14 protein-coding genes are annotated in these 16,278 nt (G+C 50.7%); 9 read left to right on the top strand and 5 right to left on the bottom strand.

What is annotated here, in order from left to right:
* Positions 1-4: 4 nt before the first annotated feature.
* Complete coding sequence (psmB, locus tag E3E33_RS03745; RefSeq protein WP_167711116.1) at positions 5-616, bottom strand: archaeal proteasome endopeptidase complex subunit beta; 612 nt, start codon at positions 614-616, stop codon at positions 5-7.
* 109 nt (positions 617-725) lie between these two features.
* Here psmB and E3E33_RS03750 point away from each other — a divergent pair, with 109 nt between their 5' ends.
* The 6 genes from E3E33_RS03750 (at position 726) to E3E33_RS03775 (ending at position 6,949) form a co-directional block, all read left to right on the top strand.
* Positions 726-1,889 (top strand): hypothetical protein, encoded by a 1,164-nt coding sequence (locus E3E33_RS03750; RefSeq protein WP_167711114.1) that lies wholly within the window; start codon positions 726-728, stop codon positions 1,887-1,889.
* Positions 1,890-2,154: 265 nt separating this feature from the next.
* Entirely contained in the window at positions 2,155-3,441 is a 1,287-nt protein-coding gene (locus E3E33_RS03755) for an ABC transporter substrate-binding protein (protein ID WP_167711112.1), read from the top strand.
* Positions 3,442-3,488: 47 nt separating this feature from the next.
* Complete coding sequence (locus E3E33_RS03760; RefSeq protein WP_012571119.1) at positions 3,489-4,256, top strand: ABC transporter ATP-binding protein; 768 nt, start codon at positions 3,489-3,491, stop codon at positions 4,254-4,256.
* 2 nt (positions 4,257-4,258) lie between these two features.
* Positions 4,259-5,032, top strand: coding sequence for an ABC transporter ATP-binding protein (locus E3E33_RS03765; RefSeq protein ID WP_012571118.1), 774 nt, complete (start codon positions 4,259-4,261; stop codon positions 5,030-5,032).
* Positions 5,013-5,924, top strand: coding sequence for a branched-chain amino acid ABC transporter permease (locus E3E33_RS03770; RefSeq protein WP_240910567.1), 912 nt, complete (start codon positions 5,013-5,015; stop codon positions 5,922-5,924). The genes E3E33_RS03765 and E3E33_RS03770 overlap by 20 nt, the downstream gene beginning before the upstream one ends.
* Positions 5,921-6,949: a branched-chain amino acid ABC transporter permease gene (locus tag E3E33_RS03775; protein WP_012571116.1), complete on the top strand. Its 1,029-nt coding sequence runs from the start codon at positions 5,921-5,923 to the stop codon at positions 6,947-6,949. Before E3E33_RS03770 ends, E3E33_RS03775 begins: the two co-directional genes overlap by 4 nt.
* Positions 6,950-7,085: 136 nt before the next feature.
* Here E3E33_RS03775 and gdhA read toward each other — a convergent pair whose 3' ends face one another.
* A complete protein-coding gene (gene gdhA / locus E3E33_RS03780) occupies positions 7,086-8,345 on the bottom strand; it encodes a glutamate dehydrogenase (protein WP_167711109.1) in 1,260 nt (419 codons plus the stop codon).
* Between the two features lie 611 nt (positions 8,346-8,956).
* On the opposite strand from gdhA, the gene E3E33_RS03785 reads away from it, so the two are divergent.
* Both E3E33_RS03785 and E3E33_RS03790 read left to right on the top strand, forming a co-directional pair.
* A complete protein-coding gene (locus E3E33_RS03785; protein ID WP_012571114.1) occupies positions 8,957-10,540 on the top strand; it encodes a sodium-dependent transporter in 1,584 nt (527 codons plus the stop codon).
* 156 nt (positions 10,541-10,696) lie between these two features.
* Positions 10,697-11,425: an alpha-glucosidase gene (locus E3E33_RS03790; RefSeq protein ID WP_167711107.1), complete on the top strand. Its 729-nt coding sequence runs from the start codon at positions 10,697-10,699 to the stop codon at positions 11,423-11,425.
* Here the strand turns inward: E3E33_RS03790 and E3E33_RS03795 are convergent.
* Both E3E33_RS03795 and E3E33_RS03800 read right to left on the bottom strand, forming a co-directional pair.
* Positions 11,422-11,730: a P-II family nitrogen regulator gene (locus E3E33_RS03795; RefSeq protein WP_167711152.1), complete on the bottom strand. Its 309-nt coding sequence runs from the start codon at positions 11,728-11,730 to the stop codon at positions 11,422-11,424. The genes E3E33_RS03790 and E3E33_RS03795 overlap by 4 nt on opposite strands.
* A gap of 364 nt (positions 11,731-12,094) precedes the next feature.
* Positions 12,095-13,792 (bottom strand): 1,4-alpha-glucan branching protein, encoded by a 1,698-nt coding sequence (locus E3E33_RS03800; protein ID WP_167711106.1) that lies wholly within the window; start codon positions 13,790-13,792, stop codon positions 12,095-12,097.
* Positions 13,793-13,916: 124 nt separating this feature from the next.
* Here E3E33_RS03800 and rqcH point away from each other — a divergent pair, with 124 nt between their 5' ends.
* Positions 13,917-15,866 (top strand): ribosome rescue protein RqcH, encoded by a 1,950-nt coding sequence (gene rqcH / locus E3E33_RS03805; RefSeq protein WP_167711104.1) that lies wholly within the window; start codon positions 13,917-13,919, stop codon positions 15,864-15,866.
* Here rqcH and E3E33_RS03810 read toward each other — a convergent pair.
* Positions 15,863-16,276 (bottom strand): amino acid permease, encoded by a 414-nt coding sequence (locus E3E33_RS03810; RefSeq protein WP_167711102.1) that lies wholly within the window; start codon positions 16,274-16,276, stop codon positions 15,863-15,865. The genes rqcH and E3E33_RS03810 overlap by 4 nt on opposite strands.
* Positions 16,277-16,278: the final 2 nt, after the last annotated feature.

Raw genomic sequence — 16,278 nt, forward strand, 5'->3', positions numbered from 1 at the left:
CACCTCACTTCAGAAGAGCCTCTATTTCCTCTCTGTTCAGCTCCCTGTAGCCCTCCTCCGTCACGGTTACGAGTGTTATTCCATCGCCTGTGAAAACATCACGCCTCGTGGCAATTTTTATAGCCTTAAGGGCAAGCTTAACGCCCTCTTCAACATTAATGTCGTCCCTATACCCATCTTCAAGAACTGCGAAGGCTAGCTCCATTCCAGAGCCGGCTGCGGTGAACTTATCCTCTGTAACGCCGCCCGCCATATCGAGGGAATACAGTGCGGGCTTCTCATCGTAACCGGCTATGAGAAACCACCCAAAGTATGGCATGAATCTGCTCCCGTGGAGAATGTTAGAAGTAAGCGTTGCGAGGGCCTTAACGCTTATCTCTCTCCCGACCTTGGCCCTGTAGAGCCTAACCTCAGCCCTCAGAAGTCTAACGAGCGAGAGAATGTCCCCGACGCTCCCAGCTCCAGCTAGAGCCAGATGGTCGTCTATCTGAAACACCTTAGTGACTTCCTTTGACAGCACCATGTTGCCGAGCGATGCTCTCCTGTCCGCCGCTAGGACAACACCGTCCTTACATACAATGCCGACCGTAGTCGTTCCCTTTAGCTTTTCAGCCAATTACAACACCCCTGCTAGTATGCTTTTAGAATAGAAGAACTTCTACAAGTGCGGTTTAGGGGAATAGTATTTAAAGGTTTCGTCCTAAGGGGACTTCTAGGGTGGTAGAATGAAGGAGGTAATACTCTTAACAGGCCCCCCTCTCAACGGCAGAGACGAGTATATAACCGAGGCCCTCAAGCTTGCCAACGGAGAGAGCTACACATACTACCACGTCTTCGACTACATAAGGGAAGTCGGTAAAGAACTGGGCGTTAAAATAACCCGGAAGAACGTTTTGGATTTCGCAATAAGTCACCAAGATCTGATGAACGAGATAAGGGACGAGGCATTCAATAGAATAAGAAAGGAGATAAATGAGAGCGATAAGAAGTACCACCTTGTCTCAACTCCTAGCCTCTTCCGATGGGGAAGCGGAAGTGTTATAGGCTTTACTACCAGCAACCTCAAGCTCCTGAAGCCGAACCGCGTTATAATAGTCCTCGACGACGTTCTCTCCGTCAGGAGGAGGATAATAAACGACCCTGAGTGGTTCGAGCGCTTCGGCAAAGACCCCGAGAACATAAAGCTCACGACTCTCGTCATGTGGCGTGAGGATGCCATAAACCACGTGAAGACCCTCGTCCACGAGCTGAAGAAAGAAGGCCTTGAAGTCCGCTACGTCCTCCAGTTCGGCATAAGGCATCCACATGAGGTCTTCCTCAACTTGATTTTCAGGGAGAACGAGAAGCCCATAATCTATCTCAGTTACCCGATGACGGGCCACGAGGATGAGTACTACCACCGCGTCAGGGACTTCTACGACAAGCTGAGCGAGCACTTCACAGTCCTTGACCCTGGCGCCCTCGACGACTGGTGGGTCGTTGCCGAGTATGATAACCAGGTGAACAAAGATCCCTCGATTAAGAGGATCAAAATCAAACACCTACTCGACGGCGAAGAGGTTGAGGAGCTTGACAGAGAAGACATAGAGCAGGCTACCGACATCCTAAGAAGACAGCTTGTGGAGAGGGACTTCAACTTGGTCGATGTCAGCAAAGCTATAGCCGTCTATCATTACGCTGAAGGTGTCTCAGCGGGAGTAATCAGTGAAATGGCAGAGGCCTATCGGACGCTTGCTGCAATATACCTTTACTACCCGTTCGAGAGGAGGCCAAGCCCCTTCATGGAGTTCTACGGCATGCAGAATCCATCGAGAAGAACCATGTTCAAGGACGAAGACGAGATGATAAGGGCAATGGTCGAAGAGAAAGAATACTGGGCTAAGGCATGAATACAAGTATTCCATCCCCATGTTTTTCTGATTATGCCGACAGTGTGCACCCATTTGGACAACGACATTTAATTTATTCTGATTTATAGTCAAATTATAATTATACATGTTGACAGAATGTCAATCATTTTTTAAGGAATGTGCACGATCCTAATATGCATGGTCGCAAAATATTAGGAATTTTGTCATAGATTCAAAAAAACCTTCGATAAACATTTAACCTTGGTAAACTTGATAGGCGGAGAAAAATTCAGGAGGGATCACCATGAAGAAGTTGGCAGCACTCCTCTTGGTGAGCCTGCTGGTAATTGCAGCGGGCTGTATAGGAGGATCTTCCCAGTCTCCAAGCCAGTCCAGCCAACAGTCTAGCAGCTCTTCGGTTCAGATAATCAAACTCGGTGCCCTGCTTGACTTGTCAGGACCGATAGCATCGGACGGAAAGAAGATAAAGAACGCCCTTGAGCTGGCTCAGGAGGACATAAACAGGTACTTTTCCGAGAACAATATGAATTTTAAGGTCGAAATTTACTTTGAAGACACGAGGACTGATCCCAAAGTTGCATTGGAAAAAGTCCAGACTCTCGATGCCCAGGGTATTAAGGTGATAATTGGACCCACATCAAGCGGTGAGCTTAAGAACATGAGGAGCTACGTGGCTGCCCACAAGATTGTGGTTATCTCCGAGGCATCGACCGCGCCACCAAAGTTCATTGGATTCGCAAGTCCCGAGGAGAAAAAGTACGTGTTCCGCTTCGTTCCAACAGACTTATTCCAGAGCGAGGCTATAGCGGCAGAGCTGAAAAGCAAGGGAATCAAGGGGCTCGTGATCCTCTACCGTGGAGACGCTTGGGGTAAAGGACTGCACGATGCGACGATCGAACAGATTAAGGGTGATATCGAGATCGCCGAGGACATAAGCTATCCCAGCAATCCAGAACCAACAGACTGGTCACCGTACATCTCAAAGGCAGAGGATGGAATTAATTCTCTATTATCTAAGTACTCGGCTGACCAAGTGGCAGTGTGGGTCATCGGGTTTGACGAGATAGCGACGCTTCTCTCCCAGATTCCTGACGATTCAGAACTGCTTAGCGTCAAGTGGTTTGGCTCGGACGGAAACGTGCTCAGCGACAAGATAGTTGAGGAGGCAGGAGACAAGGCCTCAAAGGTTGCCTTGTTCTCCACCCAGTTCTACGCCCAGAGCGATGCAGGAAAGAAGCTTATCGAGAGGTTCAAAGAGAAGTTCGGAATAGAGCCCAGTGAGTATGCCCTCATAGCCTACGACGCGGCCTGGGTTGCTGCTCTCTCCTATGCCGAGGTCTTGAAAGAGAATGGAACCTACGATCCTGACTTGATGGTCGAGAAAATAAAGGAAATACTGTCAAAATACAGCTCTGGAGAACTTAGCGTTTCATCAGTAACCGGCGACATAGAGCTCGACGAATGGAACGACAGGGCTAGTGGCGACTATGCCATATGGGCTGTTAAGGATGGAAGCTGGGAGATGGTCGGGCTCTGGAAGTCCTCGACCGGAGAGGTTGAGTGGCACTAAAGCCTCTCCCTCTGTTTTGTTTTATCGAAGTCCATCGGGGGGTCTAGATGGGTGGAACTATACTGAGAACTGAAAATCTTGTCAAAACGTTTGGTGGGTTAAGGGCCGTTGATGGAGTGAGTATTAAGGTGGATGAGAGAACCCTGACACTTATAATAGGTCCCAACGGTTCAGGGAAATCCACGCTGATAAACGTGATAACGGGCTTTTTGAAGGCTGATAGTGGCAGGGTTCTCTTCAAAGGAGAAGACATAACCAACATGCCTCCCAACGAAGTGTATCGCCAAGGTATCGTCAGGACTTTTCAGACTCCCCAGCTACTTAAATCACTCACTGTCCTCGAGAACATGCTCATAGCCAATGTCCACCCTGGTGAGGGAGTCATCTCAGCCCTCAGAAAAAGTCAGTGGTTAGAGACGGAAGAGGAGTACGTAGAACGTGCGTGGGAGCTCTTGAAGTTCCTTAAGCTTGACCATCTCTGGGACAGACCAGCAGGGAGCCTAAGTGGTGGTCAAATGAAGCTCCTCGAGATCGGGAGGGCCTTGATGACTGAGCCCGAGTTGATAGTCATGGACGAGCCCGTTGCAGGAGTTGCACCGTCCCTTGCCCACGACATACTCCAGAAGCTTGTCAGCTTAAAGGAGCAGGGGATAACCGTGCTCCTCATAGAGCACAGGCTCGACATAGTCCTAGGATACGTAGACCACCTCTATGTAATGTTCAACGGCAAGGTTCTCACCGAGGGCAAGGGCAGAGTGGGTATTGAAAGGGTTGTGAACGATCCTCGCGTGGCCGAGATATACATGGGGGGTTAGACATGCTGAAGACAGAAAAAGTTAACGCTGGCTATGGAAAGCTCCAGATACTCTTTGACGTGAGTATCGAGGCAGAAAAGGGAAAGATCACCACGATAGTTGGCCCCAATGGCTCCGGAAAGTCAACATTCCTGAAAACGGTCTTCGGGCTGACGACGGTCTACTCTGGGAGGATACTGTTTAAAGGCACCGACGTCACGAAACTACCCCCCTTTAAAAGAACAAGGATGGGAATGGCATACCTGCCCCAGACCAACAACGTGTTCGCTAATCTAACCGTCATGGAGAACCTCAGGATGGCCGGCTACATACTCTCTGAAGAAGAATTCAAAGACAGGCTAGAGCTTGCTCTCTCGGTGTTTCCGGAGATAAAAAACCTGTTGAAGAGAAAGGCCGGGAACCTAAGTGGTGGTCAGAGGCAATTCCTGGCCATGGCGACTGCATTAATTAGAAACAGTGAACTTTTACTCCTCGACGAACCGACTGCCCAGCTCGCTCCCAAGCTTGCCGACGTAATATTCGGAAAGATAGTGGAGATGAGGGACGATCACGGGCTTACGGTCCTTCTCGTAGAGCAGAATGCAAAGAAGGCCCTGGAGATAAGTGACAAGGGGTACATGCTCGTTAGTGGTAGGGTCTTCTACGAGGGAGACCCAGTTAGGCTTATAACGGATGATAAATTCCAGAGACACTTCCTCGGCATAATTGAGGACGTTGAAATCGTTGGGGAAAAGACGGAAAAGCTTGAGGCGGGTGATGTCGATGGGTGTTCTTGAAGGTGCGCTGACCTACGCCAACCTGTTGGCCCTCTTGGCCCTAGGGCTCACGCTCACCTACATAACCACTGGAGTTCCAAACTTTGCCCACGGTTCCTTCGCGGTGATAGGTTCGTATCTAGCGTACACGCTCTACGTAGGGCTCGGGCTCAACCCCTACTTGGCTCTCATTCCGGCTCCTATTACAGGAGGTCTATTTGGTATAGCTGTCTACCTGCTCACGCTGAAGCCCTTAATCCGAAAAGGTGCTTCGGTTGATATGCTGATGATGGCCACACTGGCGGTGGACATTATCCTCTACGGCCTACTCGGTGCCTATTCAGACGTCATAAGTTCTGCATTCAAGAGAAACGCTAGCAAATTTGTCTTTACGAACGCTGACTTTGCTGTGTCAGGAATTCCCGGCAGGTTAGTCGTTTCCAGCCTCCTTGTAGTTGCGACGCTCGTCGCACTCTACATCCTGCTGTACCGCACCAAGTTCGGAACCGCTCTAAGGGCGTCGATGGAAAACCCTGCCCTAGCCGAAGCAATGGGGATAGACGTCGAGAGGACGAGGCTGTTTTCCTGGTTTCTGGCGGCGGCACTGGCGGGCATGGTTGGTGCAGTCTTGCCCTTCCTTCAGGAGACAGTACCCGGAACTGGAGGCTTTATAATAGTGTCAGTCTTCGCGGCCAGTATAGTCGGTGGACTAAAGAACATCAGCGGTGGTCTCATTGGCGGGTACATAATAGGCCTTTCCGAGTCACTTGTTACCTTCGGTCTCTCAGACGTTCTCGGGACTGGGATTCTCGTCTACGGAAAGGTGGTTTCTCTCATGATAATGATAGCCGTACTACTGCTGATGCCCGAGGGGATGACCGGCACAAAGGTCTGGAGGAGGTTGATGAGATGATCATGGAACTGCTCCAGCTCATACTCGTCTGGATTGGGATATATGCGGTAGTAAACATAAGCCTGAACATTGAGTACGGTTACACAGGAATACCAAACTTCGGAAGGCACTTCGCCGTCCTTATAGGGGCGATTATGCTTGGTGGAGCTGTAAATCGTATCCTCATGGCTATGCTCAGAATCGACGGCGATCTTATAACTGGAACCACCGATCTCGTCTTCAAAGCCAACAGCCTCTTCGCAGTCCACCCCATCTATGGACTGGTTTATTTCTTTGGCTCCCTAACATTGGCTTTCCTGTTCGGGGCCCTCTTGGGTGCCCTCTTCATACTACCGAGCGCTAGGCTCAAGGGGGATTACCTCGGAATGACGCTCTTGGCCATAGGTGAGGTAACGTTTCTGCTGGCCTACTACACTCCATCTTTAATGGGCGGGTACTATGGAACAGCGGTTCCAGACCCACTAGCCTTTTTGTCGGGAAGCAACAGGGAGTGGGTATTCATAGGGCTTGTTCTCCTGGTAATGGTACTGGTATTCATATTCGCTGAGAAACTTCTCAACACGCCCTTTGGAAGACTGTTGAAGGCCCACAGGGAGAACGAGGAAGTTGTGAAGGCTTTCGGTCGGGACGTTATGAGGATTAGGATTAAAGCTTCAATTATTGGCTCGGGAATAGCAGCTCTCGGCGGAGTCCTCTATGGCTTCCATGCTCTTAACCTGATAAGTAGCGCATTCACTAGGATTGAGTGGGCGTTCTACCCATTCATCATGATACTCCTAGGGGGAAGGGGCAATAACAGAGGAGTTCTCCTTGGAACAGCTATCTTTGTGACGCTGAAAGTTCTAATAGAGACTTACAAGTTCCAGCTGGTACAGCTACTACACATACCCTTTGAGCCAGTATGGCTAGAATACATTCTATTTGGTGTTTTAGCCCTATTGATAATCTACTACAGGCCGGAGGGGTTAATAAGAGAGGGTCAGATACTGACAGGGCCAATAAAGCGGTTAAGAGACGGAAGGTAAACCCATAGTCCCCATTTCTGTCCCTAGCTGCCTCGGGGACAATCTCCTCTTTTTATCCTTAGCGAAAAATGCCAGCAGGTTTACGTGATGGAAAGAAGGCCAGAAGCTGGTAAAGGTGTAAGAAAAGAGAGAAGGATCACTTCTTCACCCATCCGCGCCACTTCATGGCGTCGTAGACCCTCTGGACAGCGACGACGTAGGCGGCGTCACGCATGTTGATGTTCTTCTCCTTGTGGGTGTTGTAGACGTCCCAGAATGCCTTGGTCATCTTCTTGTCGAGCTTAGCCCTGGTGGTCTCAAGGTCCCAGTAGTCTCCAGTTATGTTCTGGACCCATTCGAAGTAGCTGACGGTGACACCACCGGCGTTACAGAGGAAGTCCGGTATGACAAGGACACCCTTCTCGTGGAGGATCTCGTCGGCCTCCGGGGTGGTCGGGCCGTTGGCGAGCTCAGCAATGATCTTGGCCTTAATCTTGTCGGCGTTGTCCTTGGTAATGACGCCCTCAATGGCGCTCGGGGCGAGGACATCGACCTCGAGCTCGAGGAGCTCCTCGTTGGTGATGTTCTGGGCGCCTGGGAAGTCCTTAACGCTGCCGTTCTTCTTCTTCCACTCAAGAACCTCGTCGGCGTTGAGTCCGTCCGGGTTGTAAATGCCGCCTCTGCTGTCGCTGACGGCGACGACCTTCATACCGAACTCCTCGCTCATGATTTTGGCCATGTAGTAGCCGGCGTTACCGTAGCCCTGGATGGCGATGGTCTTGCCCTTGAGGTCCATGCCGAGGGCCTTAGCTGCTTCCCTGACGGTGAAGGCAGCGCCCCTGGCGGTGGCATCCATCCTGGCAACGATACCACCGACTCCAGGCGGCTTACCTGTGATGATACCAAAGCTTGGAACCTTCCTCCTGCTGATAGCCTCGTACTCGTCCATCATCCAGGCCATAATCTGTGGGTTGGTGTAAACGTCAGGGGCAGGAACGTCAGTGTACGGGCTGATAATGTCGTAGATAGCCCTTATGTATCCCCTGGCGAGCCTCTCCTTCTCTCTGTCAGAGAGCTCCTTCGGGTTGCAGATGATACCACCCTTACCGCCGCCGTACGGGAGGTCCATAACGGCGGTCTTCCAGGTCATCCAGGCGGCAAGGGCCTTGACGGTGCTGAGGGTCTCCTCAGGGTGCCACCTTATACCACCCTTAGTCGGGCCGCGTGCCCAGTTGTACTGGACACGGAAACCGGTGAAAACCTTAACAGAACCATCATCCATCTCGACGGGGATGCTGACCTCAAGAATCCTCTGGGGCCTCTTAAGGAACTCAAGAGCCTCTTCACTTATGTCCATAAACTGGGCAGCCCTCTCAAGCTGCTTAACGGCCATCTCAAATGGGTCAATCTCGACCATTTTTCCCACCTCGGGTTTCGGTAATTTGCGATACCCAGTTAGACGTTTGCATATATAAACCTTTCGCTAAAGGAGGCAGGAGAACGGTTAATTTCAAACAAAAAGTTATATACGGAAATTTTCGGCCAAAAGAAAAAATCTACCGAAATTTTAAGGCAAAAACAGGGCTGTACATCCAAGATTTTTTATACATTAACGAACATAATAAAGCAGCGCTGAATAAAAACGAATGAAATGAGGTTAAACTGAGGGGGTCTCAGCGAGAAGTCGGTCATCATGCCTCAGCTCACTCTCGTTCCAATCATCGACCCCTCCCTATTTATTGTTGACCACAAGTTAAATCTTTGCCTTAGGTCTTGGGATATTCTTTGTCATTAGCATCCTCAAATTGGGGAACTATTGTCATAATGTCAGACATCCACTTACGTTATTTTGACGTACTAACAAAATGACAAGAAAAGAATTTCAACCATTTTGTGGCCAAGTAAATCGTCTTTTATCGAAAAGAGGCATTAGAAAGCTTTTTATAGAATGCAAGAGCCCATACATAATGCCCCGTTATAGTACACGGGGTTTCGTTACCCACGCATTTAAGAACGGGGGTGAATAATGTGGAACAGAGGGATCAGTGGGCAACCAAGATTGGTTTAATTTTAGCCATGGCAGGAAATGCCATAGGTCTTGGAAACTTCTGGAGGTTCCCATACCAGCTCGCTAGCAACGGTGGCGGCGCATTCATGATACCGTACTTCATAGCGTTGGTGTTCCTGGGAATCCCTGTGATGTGGATTGAGTGGACCACCGGTCGCTACGGTGGTAAATACGGACACGGTACAATCGGACCAATGTTCTACCTCATGGCCAGGGAGAGCCTCAAGCCAAGGACAGCCATGATCTTCGGTATCATCGGTGGAATGCTGGCCTTCTCGGTCGCTTCCCTGCTCAGCTCATACTACTATCAGGTCATAGGCTGGTCCGCGGCTTACACCTACTACAGCCTAACCGGAGCCTACTTCGGCAAGGATACAGTGCAGTTCTTCCTTGACTATGTCGCCAACACCAAGGCAGTGATATTCTTCTGGGGACTGACGATGCTCTTCCTTGGAATAGCAGTTGGGCAGGGAGTTAGCAAAGGTATCGAGCGCTGGGTTAAAGTCATGATGCCCCTCCTGTACGTGTTCGCTGTACTCCTGGTTCTCAGGGCACTGACCCTTGGCTCACCCGTAAAGCCAGAGTGGAGCGCCATCAAGGGTCTCGAGTACATCTGGAAGCCTGACTTTCAGACACTCAGCCAGAACTTCTTCAGGATAAGCCTGGCAGCGGCGGGACAGATATTCTTCACACTGTCCCTCGGTATGGGTATCATACACAACTACGCAAGCTACCTCGGTCCTGAGGACGACGTTGCCCTCTCAGGTCTCGCCACAGTTTCACTCAACGAGTTCGCAGAGGTCATCCTCGGTGGTTCTCTCGCCATCCCGATAGCCTTCGCCTACCTCGGTCCAGAGCAGGCCGTCAAGGGTGGTGTCGGTCTCGCATACATGGCCCTTCCGAACGTCTTCGCCAACATGCCGGCAGGTCAGATATTCGGTGCCATGTGGTTCCTCCTGCTCTGGTTCGCGGGATTCACTTCAGCTATAGCCACCTACAACTACCTCGTCGCCATGCTCGAGGAGGACATTCACATCGAGAGGAAGGTTGGCACCTGGCTAGTGTTCATATTCCTGTTCCTGCTTGGACTGCCAGTTGCCCTTGACAGCACCCTAGCGTACCTCAGCGAGCTCGACATGTGGGTTGGTTCCTACTTCCTCGTGCTGCTTGGTCTCTTCGACATCATAGTTGCAGTTTGGCTCTTCAAGCCCGACAACTTCTGGGAGGAGCTCCACAAGGGTGCTTACATTAAAGTTCCAGAGTGGTACAGGCCAATAATGACCATAATAGCGCCGCTGTTCATGCTGTTCCTCCTCGGTGGCAACACCCTTGACTACATCAAGAAAGGAGCCTTCAGCGTCTCAGAGGCCTACGTCACTCAGGTTCTCGGCTACGACTACACCCCAGAAATCATCAGCCTCATCATTAGGGCTAGGATAGTTATCATCATAATCCTCGTCATCGGTGCTATCGAGGCTTACCTGGCCATCAAGAAGAAGTACGGCGAAGAGCTCGCAAAGAACGAGGTGCTCATAAAACTCTGAGGTGATGAAAATGGACACAGGCGCTCTGGCATTCCTAATATTTGCGTGGGGTTCAATATTTACCCTGATGTACTGGAGCATTACAAAGCTACTTCGTGCCGAAAAGGAGCAAAAGGCTTAAAGCTCCCTTTTATTTTATCTTTTGGAGGTGCTTTTATGAAAAGCCAAGAGATTCTGCGAGATGTAGCGCAGACCATTGAGGATATTGAGAAAAAAATTAACTCCCTTACCAAGCTCTCAGATAAGAATAAGCAGAAAGCCCTAAAGCTCCTCGAAGAGGCGAGGAGAAACTTCATGGAACTGTCGGAGAACGTTGCCGTGGACAATCAGGAGCTTGCCAACTTCTTCCTCAAAAGGGCTGTCAAAATCAAGAACAACACCACCGACAGATACCTCGAAAAGATGGGGGAAAAGGAATACATGAAAGACATTGTGGCACTCAACAAGTACTCAAAGGCCGCTCCCTACGACTTCGCTGGGGAAGTTAAGGTTCTCCACAGAGCCTATCGGGCGTTCTTATTTGGGATGATCCCGTTCTACATTGTCTCAGGAATTTTTGGACCGGTTTACGCCGTGACAGCCCTTATACTGATAATTCCAACACTCTTAGCAATGCTTAGTATGAGGAAGAGAGGAAATCTCGGACTCATGCTCGCCTTTGCTGTTATGCCCATACCAATGGTCATGGGAGCGTTTTCGATAAGGTATGGAATATACGCACTGACTAACCAAGAAGAGCTCATGAGGATAGCTCAAGAGCTCGGCAAGAGCCTTGCCTTCGCTCAGGCTATAGCAGCCATAATATTGCTCGCGGGAGCGGCCAGCTTGATTCTGCTTGGCTACGCGAGCTACGCCCTCTACAAGCACAGGCACGCGTTCCTTTAATATAGGGCCTCGTTGCCCCTCTCCCCTGTTCTTATCCTAATGGCATCATAAACGGGCAGAACAAATATCTTTCCGTCTCCGGGAATGCCCCGCCTAGCATTTCTAGCAACAATCTCTATGACCCGCTCAACGTCCTCGTCCTTCACGACGAGCTCGATCTTCACCTTGGGCAGAAGATCATATGGGGGAACACCACCCTGAACGCCCCTGCCCTGGACGGGGTAGACCGTCATCGGGATAATACCGGCACTCTTCAGGGCCTTCTTGATGTTCTCAAAATCTTCATTCCGGATAATTGCTTCGATTTTTTCATGGCTATCACAATATAGTACTTCGAAGAAACTCCAAAAAAGCCTTTTGGAAGAGCAAAGAATAATAGCAAAAAGCGGATTTTACTCAATTTGATCCACGAACTCCTTCAGGCGCTTGATGGGGATGAGGGTTTTCTTCGCCAGCTCCTCGAGGCCGTATCTTAGCCATGCTTTTGGCAGATATTCATTATCTTAAGCAGGTTACTTTTGGGCTTTCTGATAGTTTTCTTGTTCTCTCGCGGATCTGCTTCACCTTTTGAGGACAGCTTTTCCCTCTTTCCCGGATAGCACTGCAGCTCTCCGTCCCTCTTTTGGGCTTCCGGGCGAAGGTTTCGGCAACCTCCGTCGCATAGGCCCTTTACTCTTCCATCTTGACGAGTTCTTCGGGTTTTTCCTCCATCTTCTCAGGCGGAACCTCAGGTGGCTCAACGTATTCCGGAACCCCAGGAGGATTCCCGCTCAAGTAGTGAGCAACGATAATGGATCTGAATAGATTGTCGCGCTCTTCGAGCTCCTCGAGAAGCTTGAAGTTAAACTGTCTGGTCTCCATGTACATCTCAAGCTCATTGGCTAGCCTGTGGAAGTCACTTGCGTGGAGGAGGATCCTTCTCTTACCGTACTCCTTCGCCTGACCCGTAGTGATGAGGAACTGCCAGTCGCTCGCCTCCAAGATGAGGAGTTCCCTTGCGAGTTGCTCCAGAATTCTGTCAGCTAGCCGGTCTTTACCATAGTATTTAGTCGCCAGCTCCACCATCCTGTCCTCCGCTGAATACACGTACTCCCAGGTCCATTCCGTCTCCTCGTTCCACCATATCGAGTGATCCGCATTTTTGCCCCAGGAACCCTCGGGGAGTTCTATCTCGTGCCTCTCACCGGAGTAGCTATCGAGAAACTCTGAAAGCGTCGTCGTCCTTATCTCGCACTCTGCCATGAGCTCAAGAACCCTTCCAAGCCATTTAACCCCCTCAAACCACCAGTGGCCAAAGAGCTCAGTGTCATACGGCGAGACGATTATCCCCTTCTCACCGAAATTCTCCTCATGCTCCGCCAGGAGGCGCTCAATCAGCGAAACGAAGTGTCTCGCATGTTCCTCAACACGCTCCATAGCCTTGTCAGGGTCGTAGGACTCCTTATCATCGAGGCCAACGTCCCTACCCGTTACCCGCCAGTATTGGCCGCCACTCTCCTCGGCCTTCTTGTGGAACTCCCTGTACCAGAAGTCACCGGGGTAGCCGAAGTGGGCACTCCAGACCCGGTGGCCAGCCTCGCGGTTTCTGGCGAAGATCGCAATGTTGCTTCCTTTGATCCAGTAAGGCCGGAGTGTGCTCTTCTCCGTCTCGGCCAGAGGCACCTCACCGTACTCCCTCGTTACGGGCCCCTCATCAATTAGGCTGCTCTCCACGAAGAAGTATTCCAGACCTAACTCCTCGAGAAACTTCTCGATTCCCCGTCTCCACACGTTCTTTCCGCCGGGCAGTGGCCATTCTCCCCCTGGCCTGTAGGCGCATTCGGGCAACCATATCCCCCTAGGCTTCCTGCCGAAGTGCTTCTCATAGGTTAAAATGCCGTTGGCGAGCTGAGAACGTATGGTCTCGTCCCTGCCAAGCAGGGGCAAGTAACCGTGGGTCGCGGCTGAAGTTATCACCTCGATGTAGCCCTCCTTTTGAAGCTCGCGGAGCTTCCCTATGATGTCACCATTGATAGCTTTCCAGTAGTAGTGGACTTTTCTGAAGTGGTCGAGCATGAAGCTTACAGCTTTCTCGTCGTACTTTCCACTCCTCAGGTCTTTCTCCGTTGCTTTCAGTTTGTGTGTCAAGTACCCCTCAAAGCTATGTTTGATATAATCATCGGTCAGCTGCTCGGCGAGAACCGGTGTGACGTTTATGACCAGACTGAACTTCACGCCTTTAGCCTTCAGCCTCTCAAACTCCATAAGCAGGGGCAGATAGGTCTCGCTCATAGTCTCGTAGAGCCACTCCTCACCGAACGGCCATTTTCCGTGCTTCCTCACGTAGGGGATGTGGGTGTGGAGAACAAAGGTTAGATATCCTTTCACTATATATCACCTAGAGTGTTATGTACGGCCAACTATTTAACCTTAACCTTTAATTTTTCGTTTGGAAAACGAAATCAGCCAGCAACCCTTTAAACTTCTCTGAGAAATCTCAACGGGTGAGAGAATGAAGGAGGAGATGAGCAGCGTTGACATACGCTATGTCGTGAGAGAGCTCCAATCGTTGGTCGGCTCTCGCGTTGATAAGATATATCACGACGGCGACGAGATAAGAATAAAGCTCCGCACTAAGGAGGGCAGGCAAGATCTCATCCTTCAGGCAGGAAAGCGATTCCACGTCACGACTTACGTAAAGGAAGCCCCCAAAATGCCGTCAAGCTTCACGATGCTTCTGAGAAAGCACCTCAGCGGCGGCTTCATCGATGCCATAGAGCAGCACGACTTCGATAGGATTGTAAAGATACGGGTTGGCGATTACACGCTCATAGGCGAGCTCTTCAGGAGGGGAAACATCATACTCGTTGACGGAGAGAACAGGATTGTCGCCGCTTTACGCTATGAAGAGTTCAAGGACAGGGCGATAAAGCCGAAGGCAGAATACAAGTTCCCGCCAGCAAGGGAGAACCCGCTCGATGTTGAGTGGGAGCGCTTTAAGGAGTTAATCCTGGAGGAAGAAGTTGAAGTCGTCAGGGCATTGGCTAGAAAGCTCAACATGGGCGGCCTATACGCGGAGGAAATTCTTCTTCGGGCAGAGGTGGACAAGAAGAAAAAAGCGAGCGAGCTGAGCGAGGAGGAGCTCAAGCTGATTTTCGAGACTATGAAGGCCCTCTTCACCGAGGATCCGAAGCCAAACATCGTCTACAAAGACGGCAACATGCACGATGTAGTACCGGTAGAGTTGAAGGTTTACGAAAACTTCGAAAAGCGCTATTTCAGCACCTTCAGCGAGGCCCTGGATGAATACTTCGGGAAGGTAACCCTCGAGAAGGCAAAGATTGAACAGACAAAGAAGCTCGAGGCCAAGAAGAGGCAGCTCCTCATGACGCTTAAGAAGCAGGAGGAGCTGCTGAAGGGCTTCGAGGAGCAGGCGAAGGCCAACCAGGAGATAGGCGACTTGATATACGCCAACTTCACGATGGTCGAAAGGCTTCTGGATGAGTTCAGGAAGGCAACCGAAAGGCTCGGCTGGGAAGAATTCAAGAAGAGAATAGATGAAGGCAAGAAGGCAGGGAACAAGGCGGCGCTTATGGTAAAGTCCATTGACCCTAAGGAGAAGGCCGTGACGATAGAGCTCGAGGGGAAAAAGGTCAGGCTCTACCTCAACAAGAGCATAGGCGAAAACGCGGAGCTCTACTACGAGAAGGCCAAGAAGGCCAAGCACAAACTTGAAGGAGCACTTAAGGCCTACGAGGATACTAAGAGAAAGCTGGATGAAATCGAGAAGCTCATAGAAGAGGAGATGAAAAAGGAGCTTGCGGTAAAGAGAATAGAGCGCAGAAAGAAGAAGTGGTTCGAGAAGTTCCGCTGGTTCGTGTCGAGTGAGGGCTTCCTCGTTCTGGCAGGAAAGGACGCGAGTACCAACGAGAATCTGATAAAGAAACACATGGACGAGAACGATCTCTACTGCCACGCGGACGTTTACGGAGCGCCGCACGTCGTTATAAAAGATGGTCAGAAGGCTGGAGAGAAGACTATCTTCGAGGCCTGTCAGTTCGCCGTTTCGATGAGCAAAGCCTGGAGCCAGGGGCTCTACAGCGCCGATGCATACTGGGCGTATCCAAACCAGGTGACAAAGCAGGCGCCTAGCGGAGAGTATCTCGGTAAAGGTGCATTCATGGTCTATGGAAAGAGGAACTGGCTCCGCGGTCTACCACTTAAGCTGGCCGTTGGTGTCATCGAGCACGAGGGCGAAAATTACGTTGTCTGTGCGCCGGTGGAGGCAATAAAAGCCCACACGGATAAGTACATCATCATAAGACCTGGTTCACTGAAGAAGAGCGAGCTCGTGAAGAGGATCAGGCGCATCCTCGAGAAGTGGGGCTACAAAGTTAGGGAAGAGGACATCATGGCTACCCTGCCCCCCGGGAACGGCGATATAGTCGAGGTCATCGGCTAGAGACTCTTCCCCCCACCAGCGACAAAGCCGACGACGAAGCTCAGTAGCGCTATTACGTATCCCTCAGCGAGCGTTTCAAAGAAGCCCTGCCCGTATATGTGCCACGCGGTGAGGGTAAACACAAGCATTCCAACCACTCCAATGCCCGGCCCAATCCTGCCGCCGAGAAGCCCGAAGAGTATCCCGATGAGTATCATGAATATACCCGCGAAGAACGCTATGAAGAGAAAGATAGTGCCCGTAGTGTTAGGGTTGAGCCACCAGAATGCACCTTCAAATCCATTGGAACCTGCCAGGATCTCACGGAGGATGCCAAGAAACGTTATTTGTCCATCCCAGGGCAACCGGAACCATGGGAGAACAAAGGATAGAGCAGCGACGATTGAGGACAGGAAACCGAGCAGCCTCATAC

Source organism: Thermococcus sp. GR5, from assembly GCF_012027535.1.
GTDB lineage: Archaea > Methanobacteriota_B > Thermococci > Thermococcales > Thermococcaceae > Thermococcus > Thermococcus onnurineus.

Coding starts and splice junctions, on each gene's coding strand:
- E3E33_RS03750 (WP_167711114.1), top strand. CDS start 726: ATGAAGGAGGTAATACTCTTAACAGGCCCCCCTCTCAACGGCAGAGAC.
- E3E33_RS03755 (WP_167711112.1), top strand. CDS start 2,155: ATGAAGAAGTTGGCAGCACTCCTCTTGGTGAGCCTGCTGGTAATTGCA.
- E3E33_RS03760 (WP_012571119.1), top strand. CDS start 3,489: ATGGGTGGAACTATACTGAGAACTGAAAATCTTGTCAAAACGTTTGGT.
- E3E33_RS03765 (WP_012571118.1), top strand. CDS start 4,259: ATGCTGAAGACAGAAAAAGTTAACGCTGGCTATGGAAAGCTCCAGATA.
- E3E33_RS03770 (WP_240910567.1), top strand. CDS start 5,013: ATGTCGATGGGTGTTCTTGAAGGTGCGCTGACCTACGCCAACCTGTTG.
- E3E33_RS03775 (WP_012571116.1), top strand. CDS start 5,921: ATGATCATGGAACTGCTCCAGCTCATACTCGTCTGGATTGGGATATAT.
- gdhA (WP_167711109.1), bottom strand. CDS start 8,345: ATGGTCGAGATTGACCCATTTGAGATGGCCGTTAAGCAGCTTGAGAGG.
- E3E33_RS03790 (WP_167711107.1), top strand. CDS start 10,697: ATGAAAAGCCAAGAGATTCTGCGAGATGTAGCGCAGACCATTGAGGAT.
- rqcH (WP_167711104.1), top strand. CDS start 13,917: ATGAAGGAGGAGATGAGCAGCGTTGACATACGCTATGTCGTGAGAGAG.
- E3E33_RS03810 (WP_167711102.1), bottom strand. CDS start 16,276: ATGAGGCTGCTCGGTTTCCTGTCCTCAATCGTCGCTGCTCTATCCTTT.